At 52.2% G+C, this 13850-nt stretch carries 14 protein-coding genes; 5 read left to right on the top strand and 9 right to left on the bottom strand.

What is annotated here, in order from left to right; all coding sequences use genetic code 11:
• Positions 1 to 12 precede the first annotated feature (12 nt).
• The 3 genes from E5Q11_RS04020 to E5Q11_RS04010 all read left to right on the top strand — a co-directional run bounded on the left by E5Q11_RS04020 (position 13) and on the right by E5Q11_RS04010 (position 4441).
• Positions 13 to 1341 (top strand): PilZ domain-containing protein, encoded by a 1329-nt coding sequence (locus tag E5Q11_RS04020; protein WP_135802086.1) that lies wholly within the window; start codon positions 13 to 15, stop codon positions 1339 to 1341.
• A gap of 20 nt (positions 1342 to 1361) precedes the next feature.
• Positions 1362 to 3911 (top strand): EAL domain-containing protein, encoded by a 2550-nt coding sequence (locus E5Q11_RS04015; protein ID WP_135802085.1) that lies wholly within the window; start codon positions 1362 to 1364, stop codon positions 3909 to 3911.
• A 122-nt stretch (positions 3912 to 4033) separates the two neighbouring features.
• Complete coding sequence (locus E5Q11_RS04010; protein ID WP_135802084.1) at positions 4034 to 4441, top strand: ACT domain-containing protein; 408 nt, start codon at positions 4034 to 4036, stop codon at positions 4439 to 4441.
• A 62-nt stretch (positions 4442 to 4503) separates the two neighbouring features.
• On the opposite strand, the gene E5Q11_RS04005 is transcribed toward E5Q11_RS04010, so the two are convergent.
• Positions 4504 to 5043, bottom strand: coding sequence for a Spy/CpxP family protein refolding chaperone (locus E5Q11_RS04005; protein ID WP_135802083.1), 540 nt, complete (start codon positions 5041 to 5043; stop codon positions 4504 to 4506).
• Between the two features lie 111 nt (positions 5044 to 5154).
• On the opposite strand from E5Q11_RS04005, the gene E5Q11_RS04000 reads away from it, so the two are divergent.
• Positions 5155 to 5751 (top strand): methylated-DNA--[protein]-cysteine S-methyltransferase, encoded by a 597-nt coding sequence (locus tag E5Q11_RS04000; RefSeq protein ID WP_225314948.1) that lies wholly within the window; start codon positions 5155 to 5157, stop codon positions 5749 to 5751.
• Here E5Q11_RS04000 and E5Q11_RS03995 read toward each other — a convergent pair.
• The 7 genes from E5Q11_RS03995 to E5Q11_RS03965 all read right to left on the bottom strand — a co-directional run bounded on the left by E5Q11_RS03995 (position 5748) and on the right by E5Q11_RS03965 (position 12625).
• Positions 5748 to 6440 carry a PhzF family phenazine biosynthesis protein gene (locus tag E5Q11_RS03995; RefSeq protein WP_135802081.1) on the bottom strand — a complete coding sequence of 231 codons (693 nt, stop codon included), beginning with the start codon at positions 6438 to 6440 and terminating at the stop codon, positions 5748 to 5750. The two genes, E5Q11_RS04000 and E5Q11_RS03995, sit on opposite strands and share 4 nt — an antisense overlap.
• A gap of 13 nt (positions 6441 to 6453) precedes the next feature.
• Positions 6454 to 6666, bottom strand: a complete 213-nt coding sequence (locus E5Q11_RS17850) for a DUF1127 domain-containing protein (RefSeq protein ID WP_191964449.1) — start codon at positions 6664 to 6666, stop codon at positions 6454 to 6456.
• A gap of 123 nt (positions 6667 to 6789) precedes the next feature.
• Entirely contained in the window at positions 6790 to 8052 is a 1263-nt protein-coding gene (locus E5Q11_RS03985) for an ABC transporter substrate-binding protein (protein WP_191964450.1), read from the bottom strand.
• A 970-nt stretch (positions 8053 to 9022) separates the two neighbouring features.
• Positions 9023 to 9625: a hypothetical protein gene (locus tag E5Q11_RS03980; RefSeq protein WP_135802079.1), complete on the bottom strand. Its 603-nt coding sequence runs from the start codon at positions 9623 to 9625 to the stop codon at positions 9023 to 9025.
• Between the two features lie 95 nt (positions 9626 to 9720).
• Entirely contained in the window at positions 9721 to 10245 is a 525-nt protein-coding gene (locus E5Q11_RS03975; RefSeq protein WP_135802078.1) for a hypothetical protein, read from the bottom strand.
• Between the two features lie 66 nt (positions 10246 to 10311).
• On the bottom strand, positions 10312 to 11451 hold the full coding sequence (locus tag E5Q11_RS03970) for a hypothetical protein (RefSeq protein WP_135802077.1): 1140 nt from the start codon (positions 11449 to 11451) through the stop codon (positions 10312 to 10314).
• Between the two features lie 289 nt (positions 11452 to 11740).
• Positions 11741 to 12625: a LysR substrate-binding domain-containing protein gene (locus E5Q11_RS03965; RefSeq protein ID WP_135802076.1), complete on the bottom strand. Its 885-nt coding sequence runs from the start codon at positions 12623 to 12625 to the stop codon at positions 11741 to 11743.
• 137 nt (positions 12626 to 12762) lie between these two features.
• Between E5Q11_RS03965 and E5Q11_RS03960 the strand changes: the two genes are divergently transcribed.
• Positions 12763 to 13161, top strand: coding sequence for a GFA family protein (locus tag E5Q11_RS03960; protein ID WP_135802075.1), 399 nt, complete (start codon positions 12763 to 12765; stop codon positions 13159 to 13161).
• A 39-nt stretch (positions 13162 to 13200) separates the two neighbouring features.
• Here the strand turns inward: E5Q11_RS03960 and E5Q11_RS03955 are convergent, their stop codons facing one another.
• On the bottom strand, positions 13201 to 13833 hold the full coding sequence (locus tag E5Q11_RS03955; RefSeq protein ID WP_135802074.1) for an ATP-dependent zinc protease family protein: 633 nt from the start codon (positions 13831 to 13833) through the stop codon (positions 13201 to 13203).
• Positions 13834 to 13850 lie beyond the last annotated feature (17 nt).

The raw sequence follows: 13850 nt of genomic DNA, 5'->3' as shown, positions 1-13850 counted from the left end.
GATGTTTGGCCGATGACCAGGATGCAAAAGGAGCGGCGCCGCAATCGCCGCTCCGGGATACGAATTCCCGTCAACCTCAGTTATGCAGATGCAACGATTGAAACCAGTACACTGAATATGTCCGCTTGCGGTCTTCGGCTGAAGCGACCCGGCCGGCTGTATATCCCGCCCGGCGAAACCATTGATGTTTCATTCAAAGGCACCGATCAGCCTCCACTGGCGGCCCAGATAACGCATCTGGGCAAAAGCCACATCGGCTTACAGTTCGACGGAAAGCGTTTTTCCGGTGACGAACTTCGGGCGCTTTACGATCTGGCACCCGCCTGGCAGCGTTTTATGGTTGGCAGTAAACGCAGGCTCTGGCGCGACAGCCGCCGGTTTGCGGTACTGGCCGCGAATACCCTCCTGCGATCACTTATCCTGAAGCTTGTTAATCCGGATTTTGTGTTTGCGGTTTACGGCAATCGAAGGGATACCGACACCTACTGGTCGCCGAAAATGGCGAAGCATATGCCAGCGAATCTGATACTGGGCTTCATCCGGAACCAGAATGCCCGGGGTCTGTTGGTGGCGTCACAAACGCCTGAGCAGGAACTGCAGGCGAATTCTGACAAGGTTCGGACCTACATCAGCCAATTACAACTTGATTTCCCTCAGGCGAAACGCTTTGCGCTGGTAGGCCGCCTGCCTACCTTTGCCAAGAAGGCCGGCATAGAGATTGCCGACCCGCTGGTCGAGGGCAGCCTTGGCACCCGATACATGATTCGGGATATTGCCCAGCAGATGAAGGCCCGTGCGGAGTATTCCGAGGAATCCAGCATTGTGGTTCTCGGTGGTGCAGGGCGGATCGGCAACGCGGTTTGTGAGGACCTGACCGGCCTCTACGAAACCGTAGTTGCCTTTGACCCCCGCTATGAAAAAGACGAGGAGGTCAGAACCGAGCAGGGCGCTGTTCTGCGCACATCAAACGTGGCCCGGCTCCATGACCGCAAGCTATACATCGGCCTGATGTCCCAGGGTGATCTGGTGCTGGATCTGTTTCAGCACATGCCCGCTGGCGCCATGATCGCCGACGACACCCACCCTTGCATCAGCCTGCATGCACGCGAGAAGTTGCTGGAAAAAGGGATAACCGTGGAGAAAGTGGTACTTTCCCACTCGGATTTCGTAATGTTTCCACGGATGCCCTCCTGGAACCGGCGTGACATCCCGGGCTGCCTGGTGGAGGCGCTGGTCCTGCTTCGGCGCCCGGACCTTGAGGGTGGTGAATTTCTCTCGTTCTGTTCACAGGCAAAGGAGATGGGATTTGCTGGCCGACTGATCAAGCCCCTGGCCGAGTGAGGGGAAGACAGGAATGAATAATGACGGAAAAGAATTGGATGGTTTTGCTGATCCTGGCGTTTGCCATGGTCTTCTCTCCAGCGCTTTCAGCGAATGTGGTCATACAGGGTGAAAGCGAGCATTATTCCCTGAATGACGAGTTGACCTACACCCTGGATCCCACGGGCCAGATGACACTGGCGGGTGTTGTGGCGAAAGGGGAGTGGCTCGATAAGTCCGGGCGTGTGTTGAACCTTGGCTTCACAGATTCGCCCGTCTGGGTAAGAACGTCAGTACAGATCCCGGAAACCAGCAGCGAGCAATGGTATGTCGTGGTGCCTTATCCGTTACTGGAAGAGGCCGAACTGCATATTCTGCGTGACGGTGGCCTGCCGTCTGTTCATCGGGTCACAAGTGAACAGGTTCGCCAGAGCCGCAGGCATTCGAACGGCTACTCTATCAGCCTGCCCATCCCAAGAGGGCTTACTGGCAACCTGGACCTTCTGCTTCGGGCAGATTCGTCCACTTCGCTGCAGGTTCCGGTTGAACTCTGGCGTGAAGACCATCTCCTTGATCGCTACATAACGCAGAGTCTTTCCTGGGGCGCTTATTTTGGGCTGCTTTCTGCTCTGATCATCTACAACCTGTTCCTGTTTCTGTCTATTCGTGACGGGGCCTATGGTTACTATGTTCTTTACCTGGCCTCACTGAGCTTTGCCATGCTCAGCATTTCGGGGGTGGGCAACACCTTCATCTGGCCGCAGTCGCCAACTCTGACTCTTTACGCACTGCCGATTGGCACCGGTTTTCTGTCGCTGTGGGCGCTGCTGTTTGCCCGTGAGTTCTTGCGGTGGCCCGGATTTTCGCCTCGCCTGAACCGAAGTATGAAGCTGGCCGCAGGCCTTGCGACGGCGCTAATCGTCTATACCCTGTTTGACCCGTTCAGCGGCGCGCAGCTGGCCGGATTACTGGGCATACTGGTAGTCACGCTGTTGATAGCCGCAGGTGCAGGGGGCTTGCTGGCAGGTATCGCCATCGCCCGTTACTTCGTGCTTGCCTGGACAGCGTTTGCCCTGGGGGCGTCGGTATATCTTCTCAACGTATTCGGCTTTCTGCCGGTTAACGCCATCACCAACAATGCCCTTGCCGTGGGCTCCGCCGCCGAGGTGCTGCTGCTTTCCTTTGCCCTGGCCCACCGCATCAAGGAGGAGCGGGCACACAAGATCTCGGCGCTGCAGCTTCAGCAGGATGCCGAACGGCAGGTCAGGGAACTGCATCTGAAATCCCTGGAACAGGCCATGCACGATTCGGTGACCCGAATGCCGAATACCTCGCTCCTTAACCATCGTCTGAAGGAGACCACCCAGCAGGATGGCCGGGTGGCACTGGTTCTGGTTCATTACCCGCAGGTCAAGGAGATTGCGTCCAGCATGGGCTACAACCTGGCAGAGGAGATGTTTCGCCAGCTCGTGAACAACTTCAATCACGCGCTGGCAGGCCCCGACTCAATCATTTGCCTGGAAACCAAGGGGCCGTCCTATCTGGCCATCCCCGACTTCGGCTCTATCGCATTCATGATGGATCTCGAAGAGTGGGACGGAAGGCTGGAACCTTTTATCGAACAGGTGGTGGGCAATCACGATGTCACGGTTAACTCCATCCGCCTGCCGCTGTTCATGAATCTCCATTGTGGTGTGGCGATCTATCCGGAGCATGGCGACACCGCCGAAGTGCTTTTCCAGAATGCGTCCGCCGCGAGGGATAGCAGCGCCAGGGACAAAGTGACGGTGCAGGTCTACAGCGAGGAGATTTCAGCCTTTGCCCGCCGCCGACTGGCATTGATGGGCGCTTTGCCGCAGGCCATCGAAGCAGAGGAGCTGGAACTTTACCTGCAGCCACAGATGAACGGCACCGGGCAGACACTTGTCGGGGTGGAAGTTCTGATCCGCTGGAACAGCGCTCGGTTCGGGTCGGTTCCTGCCGGAGAGATCGTTGAAATTGCCGAAAACGGTGGGCTGATGGATTTGCTATCCCGCTTTGTTATCCGCCAGGCCTGGAAGACCATCAAGACCCTGCAGGAAAAAAACCTGAACATCACCTGCAGCATCAACCTGTCGGTGCAGAACCTGACCAACAGCAGCTTTACGTCCCATGTGCTGGCCGATGCCAAACAGAACGCGATGCCCATGGACCGCCTGATTTTTGAGGTGACCGAAACCTCCATGATGCACAACATAGACGCCGTGGTCGGCTCTTTGCTGCTGATTGCGGATGCCGGCTGTAAGGTGGCTCTGGACGACTTTGGAACCGGGTATTCATCACTGGCGTATCTGAGCCGACTCCCCATCAACGAGCTAAAAATCGACCGCTGCTTTGTCAGCCAGATGTGCACCAGCAAACATAATCTGTCTATCGTTGAAAACACCCTCAAACTGGCCAAGACCCTGAATCTGGAAACCGTAGCTGAAGGGGTTGAGGACGCCGAAACACTGGAAATGCTGCATAAACTGGGCTGCCATCGAGTTCAGGGCTATCATTTCGCCAGGCCCATGCCGATTGGCGAATTCTGTGAATGGGCGCTGAGCCGATAATCACTCGGTATCCAAGCCCCGTCATCCATTCTCAAACTGACACTTTCCGGCCGGGGACTTGTGTCGGGCAGAGCTCTCAGTAACCCGATATACTCAGGAAACTGGCCAAAGGAGAGAAAGAGATGAACCGAACGCAGTTCCTCCAGGATCTGATCAAGCAACTTTCCCCAAAGGTTGACCCAACAACCTATGTCTACTGCACCGTGGCGCACGCAAAGTACGGTGAACTGGAAAAGCTGAAGCCCATTGTCAGCATTGCCGAGCTGGAGGGCCTGACCCTGGTCATTCCCCTGGAGCAGGCTAAATCCGAGGGCCTTGATTACTACAGAGTGTTCCGGCGAATCACCCTGGAAGGGCATTCAAGCCTCGAGGCGCTGGGGCTTACCTCTGTGGTAACGAGCCTGTTGGCAGAGCGGGGTATTACCACGAACGTCATTGCGGGGTTTTATCACGATCACATGTTTGTTCCCAGCGACCGGATTGACGAGGCCATGGAGGCGCTGAAAGAGCTGGCGAAGCATCCGGAATAAAAATGCAGAGCGCTCGAAAAAAGGGGCAGCCACTAAACGCAGTGAAAGCTGCCCCGGTCTCTTTAATTCGGCATCATCCAGTCACCGGAACGCAGTAACTTACTTCTCTGGTCATCGGTTAACAGATCCCGCATGTCCTGTTGGGCTTCAACCTGTAATTCAGTGATTTCCTTGATGGCATCAAAAACCCTCTGCTGCTGTTCGGTAATGTCCCCCGCATCAAGTTCCTCGGCGGCATAGAGTTCCTGTAATTTGAGTGATTGCTCGTAACGCTCAGCCTTCAGCTCGGTAAGCTCCGAACGAAGCTCTTTCTGAATCGCGGCAATGTCTTCAAGCTGGCTTTCATCCAGATCGAGCTCGATCATGACCCTCTGATGCATGGTTCCCTTGCCGCCCATGCCATGATGACCGGAATGATGGCCCTTGCCATGGTGACCTTTATAATCTTTCCCGTGAGGGGAGTGGTGCTGCATTCCTTTTGCACCGTTGGGATCGGTGCCTGACGCAGCATCGTCCTGTGCGTGTGCAATAAAAGCGGTGCCAGACAGCCCCAGACACAGAGTCAGGGATAACCAGATACTTGAACGCTTCTGCAGTTTCATTGGGTGTCCTCATTTCATGTGGCGTAAAATAGCGGTATATCAGATTGCATCAGACAGACTTATACGCTTTAAGTTCAGGATGTGATGAGTAGGGGAATTGGAGGTTTAAAGATGGCTCGTGACCAGATGATTGCCAGTGACGAAAGCCGGCTCGATGCACGCAGCGCGATTGATCGCAAGGAGAAGGGCGCAAACCTGGTTATTGAATATGCAACTGCACCGTGTTTTTTGGGCTGGGTGATCGTGGCAGTCAATGATAAAGGCATCTGTGCCATCGAGTTTGGAGACGATCCCTCGTCTTTGCCGGCACAGGTACAACAGCGTTTCAGCAAAGCTCAACTGGAGGCAGGCGGGCCCGAACTCAGCACGATAATTGACTCAGTTGTTTCTCTCATTGATGCGCCGGATAGTGACACTCAACTACCCCTGGACATTCAGGGCACAGCTTTCCAGCAGCGGGTCTGGAATGCACTCCGCACGATACGCCCGGGTCAGACAGCGAGCTATACCCAGGTCGCTTGCAAGATTGGTTCACCTGAATCCGTTCGCGCCGTCGCCCAGGCCTGCGCCGCCAACAAACTTGGTTTTGTCGTGCCCTGCCACCGCGTGGTTCGCAGCGACGGATCACTCAGCGGTTACCGCTGGGGCGTGGAGCGCAAGCGCAGGCTGCTTGAACGCGAGGGTCTGGCATCAAAGCTCAACGTCTAGGATGTCTCTGAGAGCCCCCCGGCCCCCGACAAACAGGCTTTCGATCTTTCCGTTGGCGCAAACATTCGGGCGCCCGCATCTCGCCCATTTTGGATGCCTTCGAAACAGAACGCGTAAACCCCAATAAGATCAAGTTCATCACTGAGCTTCTGCATCAATGCAAGATCAGGCTTCACCGCCTGGATTACGTCAGCGGCTTGAATACCGACGACGACAAAGCTATTACCCGTATTGACCAGTGTTGGCCTGGAACCCCCAGTCAGATCGGCACTGGTTATCCCGAGTGCACGAAGCGTCAACCGCTGCTGGTCACTAGTAAGGTCTTCATAGCGGGGCGCTGTCTGCTCCATGAAGGCTAGCTGACCCTCCATCTTTATCGCCCTGCATCCATCAATCGTCTCTTTCGAGGAATCATCGCTGTTGAGTAAACCCTTCTGGCGCAGATAACTGAATGTTGCGACTGTTGCGTGACCACAGTGGGCGATCTGCTGAGTTGGTGTAAAAAATTCCAGTTTTATGTCGGCCAGTTTGGATGGCGACACACACGCCGTCTCTGACAAACCAACTGCTGCCGCGATTCTCTGTTTTTGCTCAGGCTCAAACCTTTCGGCATTCAGCACAACACCCGCCGGGTTGCCGCCGGAATTACCGTCTACAAAAGCGCTGACAATCGGGACCTCAATTTTCATGACAGGCGCTCCTTCAGTTTTTCCAGAACGGCTTGGAGTATTCCTGTTCAACCTGGCTCCGAGAAATCCCGAGATCCTTGAGCATAAAATCCGGCAGGGAGGCGAGCTCCTTACGGCCCTTGTAGTTAATTCGCCATCTTGTGAGCATCGCAAAAACATTAAACTTAACTGTGCTCGCCCTTGGAGTGGCTCCAGCGGTTTTGATAGTGGTCGTATTGAATGGCATCTGGTTCACCCGTTACTGGTTATCGTCCTTGAATTCTTTCAACGACGGGTACATGTAACAAACGGGTAAAACTCAGCGATGATTAGAAAAAACTTAAGTGTAAGCTGTTTGTGCTCTCAGTATTCAGTCTGAACCCAATTCCGAGGAAGTCCCCATAACGCCGTACTTCGAACCAAATACCTTAATTCTGGCGTGCTCCAGCTTTTCAGTGATCTCTTCTATATCTCCGGTGGTGATGAATTCTGCCATCAGGGGAGTTGCCAGCCGATCAAAATCCGGGAGCGTATCTCTGTCAAAGAACTGGGCAAGCCCCTCAGCCCGACTCAATAATTTCTCACCTTCTCTGATGAGTGGGCTTGCTCCAACAATGCCGTCTTTGTTCGGGGGAAGGTACCCTAGACCTGCGTTGAGAGAGGATTGCACATCGGCACGCGCTATGAAGCGAATAAAAGCTTTCGCTTCCTCTACGTTCGTGGCGTTTCTCGGAATCATAAAGACGTCAGTCGGCGCATTCTCAAAAAAGGGCATGTTTTTGTTTATTCTGGGGAAGGGCATAAAGCCTATGTCTTCAAACAAAGGGTCGCCATTGGGCCATTTACTGGCAACGAAATTTCCAAGCAATAGAAAACCAACCCTATCCCTGTAAAAGAAAGGAAGCACTTCATCCCAGTTGTAGAGTTCGTGGTCCTGATTGTAAAAATCTCTGTCTACTAGTTTCTTCCACTCAGTCAGGACATTTCGAACCTTTTCGTCGTAGAAGGAGACGTTTCCGGTAAGCAAATCAAGATGAAAATCCAGGCCATTCATGCGCAGATTGATATAGTCAAACCAGGCTGCTGCGGGCCATTTCTGTCTCGATCCGATACCAATCGGGGTAATCCCGGACTCCTTCATACGGGCCAGCATTGCTAGAAAGGATTCCCAGTCTTCCGGCTCTCCACCGAATTTTTCGACCATCGTTTTGCGAAAAAAAATGCCCCAGTGATAGTAGGCAAAGGGAATCGCATAGACGTCCCCTTTGAAGGTTACGCCTCGTTTTACGTGTGAAAATTGCTCGTCGTAATTCTGTTCATTCCAAAGGTCTGTAATGGGCAGAATCAAACCTTGCTCTGCAAAACGATAAAGTCGTTGTGAAGCACTCCAGAACATCACATCAGGCGTGTCATTTAGGAGCCAGACTGGCACTTTGCGTTTGTAGGCGAGATCGGGTTCGACCAAGGACGTCACTTTGATCCCGGTTTCCAGATAAAACTGATTGAAAATCAGTTCAAACTGGTCTCTCTGATTAGGCTGGAGTTGAAGACTGATTCGAATATTGTCGGCATGAAGAAGCATCGGGGCAAAGCCCAGGAAAAATACGATACAAAGTAGGGCGCTCAATGCCATGTTCCTGTTCATCATCCTTATCCCTAAGCTTGCCCGTAACGCATCGTGCCTAGAAGAGTATAGTGTACGACCATAGAAGGTGCTAAACACCTTTCGCAGGAAATCAAGAAGTTAAGGCACAGGTTCCATCCCGGAAGGAGCGAATTGTCCAGGCAAAAGCTGACTGGCGCGAGGGACGGTTTGACAAGGTTCCCGGAGATGACGAGGAATTTATTCCATTACCAAAAAAGCTGCCGGCCAGTTCTTGGGGGGAAAGCCCTTAGATCAATGTCCCAGCACATCGGTCTCGTTTTTCCTGGCGTTTTTCTCCTTCTTTTTTTCCTTCGCGGTTAAAAGCGGTTTCTTTTTGATGTCTTTTTTTCTGTCCTGACTTTTGCTCATGCGGTTTGTCCAACTCTGATTGTAGGTGAACTACATCGGCGCTCTTTCTGATGCCGATGCATTTACTGTCGACGTTCAGTATGCGCCCAATTTCTCACAACAGATAGGACTTGCATCGAGCAGTTTTACTAAATTCTTCGTTTAGATCGGGGCCTGAGTGAACTTGTTCAAAACCAGTAGTTGAGGCTGATAACAGGTCGGTCGGTGCGGGAGGAAAGAGAAAACCAAATTCGCGATAGCCCCTCATAAATGCACATGTTATTGCGTATAATGTATATTATGTTAAATATAATATGATGCAAATTTTGTCTATTAGATCTTGAGTAGTTACGACCAGGCCCACTGACTGTGCGCTCTCCTACAAATATCACCAAAAATTCTCCTTTTCTCTTACCCGCGGGCTTATATTCGGCTCTACCCACCTATGGACATTGTGGACTGGCGCGTTATTTTCGAACCACCGAGCATTTCTGGCTCAATTTACAGACTCATTATGATCTCGAGCCAGGTTATCCAGAAACGCCGATCAACCGCCATGGCTGATCGGCCCGCCCTCCTTTACTGCATGGGAGCAGCAAAAGTACCCCCGTTAGCCTTCAAAACGCTGGATGCACTGGCCCCAAAGTTTCATTCTCTCGACACCTGCTTCGTACTGCGGGCTGGAGTAGACTTGAGTAATGATCGAGTGTTGGTGGTCGGTAAGCGGGCTCAATTGGTCAATCACCTGTTGTTTGCTGAGCTGCCGTGATTTTGCGGATGCGACGTAGGTAATATAAATTCCCATATCTAGGCACCTAGCTAAGTAAGGCGAGCTGTCAGCCATTGATTTCTCAGTCAGGCACTCCTGAAAGCCGGGTTTAAGTGAATCTCCCAGCGCATGCACCGGGTCCGTTTTGATATCTTTCAAACCGTATACGATGTTTGTAGCCGGTCGAATTTCTTTAGCAATGAAGTGTGATTCCCCATACCAGTTGTTTAGTTCCTCGATCGCTTGGGATTGAGTGCCTCCTGCTGAACGCATGGTATAGGCGTAAAATGACATGTCCCACCGGAGTAGACAGCTTAGCGCCTTGTCCTTTTCGCTCATCTCAGCCGTTGCCGCATCGGCATTGTCCGTGTTATCGGTGTTTGAGTTTGTGTTCGCACAGGCTGCGACGAGCCCTCCCAATAACAGGATAAACAAAATTTTCAAATCACTATCTCCCTTGTGTGAATGTTCCCTGACAGTTCTTGTTTGAGGCTGTGGGGTTTTACCCTATTTCCACGAATAGTTTCAAAAAAGCTAGCTTACTCACAGCCTTTCGGCGTGGGGCGTTGGGCGCAATGGTTGGCACGTCTTGCTTGATAATCGTTATGGTTTCGCAGTATGTCGTTTCGGAATGCTGTTGCGGTAGCAGAATTAAAGAAAGCACTGAACTTCGCACATTCCTTCACGGGAGCTGTTTTAGCTTTATCAACTAAAAGCTGTCCTTGCTTGTCCATAACCTCAAAGTCTTTACCCTTATAGGCAGGCTCCCGCCCGAGAAAATTCTGATCCGTCGCTGCGATCTCAGCAAGCCCAGCCTTTGAACCTTCTCGAAAGGCATCAAGATATGACTTAAGGTCCTGCTCAATGGACGCCTCACCTGTCCGTTTAAGTGTCGCACAGTACTTCACAACTTGACTCAAAACCCTACGCTGGCCATCTACAAGTTGATTCACTGTCGCATCGAGGGAGATGACTTTAGATTGGGACGCACCGGAATTCGCAGTCGCGAGGTTGCAGAGAATAAAAGAAAATAAAAAGATAGCAATCGGGGAAATTATGTTCATCGTTAGGCTCTTCTTGGATAAAGCTACTTAGCTTCACCGAATAAATATACTCAATATTGGTGAAAGTTACTCCGTAAGGCGAGCCAGCGTGGGCTCGCCAGTGCTCGCGTCGATCTCAACCGTACCGGAGTTCGACCCGCTGAGGTGAACCAGGATATTGCCATTCTTTGCTTCGTAAGTAACACCGCGAAGCACCAGCTCAAGAAACTCGCGCTCTACCCCGGTCGCAAGGGATTGCCACGTCTTTCCTTGGTCATTGGTGGTGTGGACACCGAAATCCTCGTCCACGGCGATGATTAAGTCCTCATGCCACAATAGCGAGCGGCCATGTCCGATGAACGGGATGTCGGCCACATGGCTGGTCTGGCCAGTTCCAACGTCAATCAAACGCAGCGTTCTCGGCGACTCGCCGTCCAGAGGAAAACCACTAGGATCGAGCTTGGTGGTGTCCACTGTGACGCACATTATCTCCGTCATAGCGCCAGAGCACTTTTCAAAGTAATTCGTGGTGTTGTCCGTGAGAAAGAGCAGAAAATCCTTGGTCACCATTTTTCCATCTTCTTTCACCCACGCGTGCATCATTACCGAACCTAGGGCCTGGCCCTCAAAACCGATTGGCGCACCAGCAGGGATCCGACTCGGGTCGGTCAGTCCACCGTAGGGTTCAGCGCGCATCACCAATAGGTTTCGCAGCGTTTTGGCGGTCACGTACTGGCCGTCCGCAGCCACAAAGCTATTCTGCGTCAGGTCGTTAGCCAACCACTGCGGTGCCAGAGGGCTCAGCGCATTGGCCACGTCTTTGTGGTTTGGCACCCAAGTATGGACGAAGCTGCCAGACTTCTCAGAGACCTTTTGAATAAGCAGAGTGCCAAGGCTCAGGATCTCGCCTGGCTCAGTTTGGAATGAGCGGCCAATGGGATAATAAGTCGATGAGTAGTTAGGGTCACCGGATTTCACCGCAGTTAGAGTATGCTGGCCGGGCGGCAGCTCAATGGCATAGGTGTATAGACCCCGGAAATGGTCACCGGGACTGACCTCATATTGCTTGCCGTCGATATAGACGTAGTTGTGTTGATCCAGGGATGCGCCGATGATCAGCGATTGTTGACCGGCAATGGGCACCTCTTTTTTCTCAATCTGAATGGGTCCGGGCATGGCACACCCCTGCAACAGGACGACCGTAAATAAGAACGCGAGCTTGTTCATAAGGGAGGCTTCCTCAGTTTTTTGGGCGAATGGTCGAGATAACTGTCGCCACTTCCTTTGGTTGGGTTCGTTGCCAAGTGAGCAGACAGCGGTGAAAGGCCCTCGGCAGGCTAGTAAAGTTCATGAGAAACCTGATAAACACTCTGCATGAAATATTTAATGAACCAGGTCACGTCTATGGGCATCTAGTTTCTTGTTTGAAGACTGTGTTTTGGAGGTTGGCTAGTTCCATGAACAACAATAATAAACACGACGGGGCTTGCCAGGCCGGCAAGGTAAATTGTTTCATTCAATTTTCGACTTTCCGTGTAATCCAGGACACAAACGCCCTCACCTTTTCCGTTCTGAACTTGGCTTCTGGCGCTACCAGATAATATTGATATTCAGCAGTGATTGAAAAATCCAGCGGACAAATCAGAAGTCCAGATTCAAGCATGTCAGCGACAAGGCTATGGCGAACCAGTGACAAACCCCGGCCAGCCAGGACAGCCTCCACCTGGGCTGACGCCTCAGTCACAGCGAGTTTTACAGATGCGTCAGGGATGTCGATGCCCAGGGCATCCTGAAACTCGATCCAGGATCCTTGCATATCAATCGACTCATCGATCAACCATGGCAACTGAGCGAGATCCGCCTTGGTAACTGGTTGATCACCGATCAATGATGGGTGGCAAACAATGACCAGCGACTCCTCCATCAAAACCCGTGTTTCCAGGCCCGGATACTCACCTTTGCCATACCGAATGGCCAAATCCACGCCGTCACCCTGAAAATCGACCAGATCAAATCCCGGCATGATGCTTATTTTCAGGTTGGGATAGTTGGCCTGAAACTGGCTGATTTTCGGCATTAGCCAGCGATTGGCGAAAGAAGGCAAGGTTGCCACTTTCAGGTTTGTGGGATCTGAATTCGGCGCAAACATCGCCAGTCCCCGCTCCAGCTCCTGGAACCCCGTTTCAACAAAACCAGAGAGCCGGCTCCCTTCCGGTGTCAGCCGCACCTCGCGAGTCAACCTGTGAAAAAGCTTGAAACCAAGAAACTCCTCCAATCCGCGAATGTGCGAACTGACCGCCGCATTGGAAATATTTAACGCCTCGGCCGCGGCTTTAAAACTCAGATCCTTCGCTGCGTGTCGAAAAACCTGAAGGCCTCTGAGCGGTGGAAGTCTCTGCATCGTGATGATCCACAGTTAAGCTTGACTTAATTATTGCAGACTCTGACCCGTTTGTTGAGTGAGCTGATAGGTGGCAACTTGCCAGTCTTAGAGTAAGGTTTTCTGGACAGACTGGTGTTGAAAAGGAGCGCGTGCGGATGAAACAAACTGGAAGTTGCCTCTGTGGAGGCATTGCCTACGAGATTAATGGGCCATTATCTGAGGTACTAAACTGTCACTGCTCAATGTGCCGAAAGCTACACGCGTCAGCCTTCAGGACCCGTGCCAAGGTCAATGCTTCGGACTGGCAAACAGTCAAAGGCCAACACTTGTTAAAGTTCTATGAATCCTCTCCGGGTGAGCATAAAGGCTTTTGCTCAAATTGTGGCTCGAGCCTTTACACGAAATTTGACGCCCACCCCGAAGTTTATGGTTTTCCACTGGGAACACTCGATACCGATCCCGGAGTAAAGGCAGAGCGACATGTGTTTGTCGGTAGTAAGGCAACCTGGTTCGAAATTACGGATGATCTGCCGCAACACTTCAATTTCGATTGAGTTGCAGCAGGGCTTCTAATGATAGATCAACCCCCGCCGTCAGGCATCAGGGTCGGTTGCTTCTGCCAGGTTGTCCTCGTGTCGTTCCGCAAGCTCTTCCAGCGTCATGTACTCGCACTCTCGTTCGGTGGTGAAGGTGTGGGCTGAATCAATCAGGATGTTGTCATCTCTCATGAACCGCCGGCCCAGAAGCGCCGGATATGAAAACTTGCCGCGGTCTGTCAGAGAAAACTGCGTTGTGTGGCTGGTGCCTGCAATGCAGAAATCCATCAGCACGACGTAGCGCTTCTGGGATGGCGCGCCTTTCCTTTTTATGAGGACGGTACGCTCGACCGGTCGCTCGAACTCAAGAATGACGTCGTCGTGGTCTATCTCACCTTCGGTTGGCTGGTCCTCGTGATCGCCCAGTGGAATCTGAAAGCTCACCCATTCGTCACCGTCTTTCTCAAATCCTTCGATATTTACGGCGTGCAATGACGACGTTTTGGCGCCGGTGTCGAGCCTGGCTTTGAGCCTCAGGCTTGTATCTTCTATAACCATCCATTCAACGTAACCCATGGTTTCCGGTGGTCGTTTTTCAGCGGTGGTATCGCCTCCAGATTGTGCCGAGTATGACAACCCCGAAACGCACGACAGCACTGCGATAATGGCTGCCTTTTTTACAAACAACATTCAAAAGCTCCTGCAGA

The sequence above is a fragment of the Marinobacter confluentis genome (genome assembly GCF_004785685.1).
GTDB lineage: Bacteria > Pseudomonadota > Gammaproteobacteria > Pseudomonadales > Oleiphilaceae > Marinobacter > Marinobacter confluentis.
Note: the sequence above shows the minus strand (reverse complement) of the source record. Positions and strands in the feature narration are given on the sequence as shown.

What these genes read in the sequence shown, in the direction of transcription:
- E5Q11_RS04020 (WP_135802086.1), top strand. Translation starts at nt 13, where the DNA reads ATGACCAGGATGCAAAAGGAGCGGCGCCGCAATCGCCGCTCCGGGATA.
- E5Q11_RS04015 (WP_135802085.1), top strand. Translation starts at nt 1,362, where the DNA reads ATGACGGAAAAGAATTGGATGGTTTTGCTGATCCTGGCGTTTGCCATG.
- E5Q11_RS04010 (WP_135802084.1), top strand. Translation starts at nt 4,034, where the DNA reads ATGAACCGAACGCAGTTCCTCCAGGATCTGATCAAGCAACTTTCCCCA.
- E5Q11_RS04005 (WP_135802083.1), bottom strand. Translation starts at nt 5,043, where the DNA reads ATGAAACTGCAGAAGCGTTCAAGTATCTGGTTATCCCTGACTCTGTGT.
- E5Q11_RS04000 (WP_225314948.1), top strand. Translation starts at nt 5,155, where the DNA reads ATGGCTCGTGACCAGATGATTGCCAGTGACGAAAGCCGGCTCGATGCA.
- E5Q11_RS03995 (WP_135802081.1), bottom strand. Translation starts at nt 6,440, where the DNA reads ATGAAAATTGAGGTCCCGATTGTCAGCGCTTTTGTAGACGGTAATTCC.
- E5Q11_RS17850 (WP_191964449.1), bottom strand. Translation starts at nt 6,666, where the DNA reads ATGCCATTCAATACGACCACTATCAAAACCGCTGGAGCCACTCCAAGG.
- E5Q11_RS03985 (WP_191964450.1), bottom strand. Translation starts at nt 8,052, where the DNA reads ATGGCATTGAGCGCCCTACTTTGTATCGTATTTTTCCTGGGCTTTGCC.
- E5Q11_RS03975 (WP_135802078.1), bottom strand. Translation starts at nt 10,245, where the DNA reads ATGAACATAATTTCCCCGATTGCTATCTTTTTATTTTCTTTTATTCTC.
- E5Q11_RS03970 (WP_135802077.1), bottom strand. Translation starts at nt 11,451, where the DNA reads ATGAACAAGCTCGCGTTCTTATTTACGGTCGTCCTGTTGCAGGGGTGT.
- E5Q11_RS03965 (WP_135802076.1), bottom strand. Translation starts at nt 12,625, where the DNA reads ATGCAGAGACTTCCACCGCTCAGAGGCCTTCAGGTTTTTCGACACGCA.
- E5Q11_RS03960 (WP_135802075.1), top strand. Translation starts at nt 12,763, where the DNA reads ATGAAACAAACTGGAAGTTGCCTCTGTGGAGGCATTGCCTACGAGATT.
- E5Q11_RS03955 (WP_135802074.1), bottom strand. Translation starts at nt 13,833, where the DNA reads ATGTTGTTTGTAAAAAAGGCAGCCATTATCGCAGTGCTGTCGTGCGTT.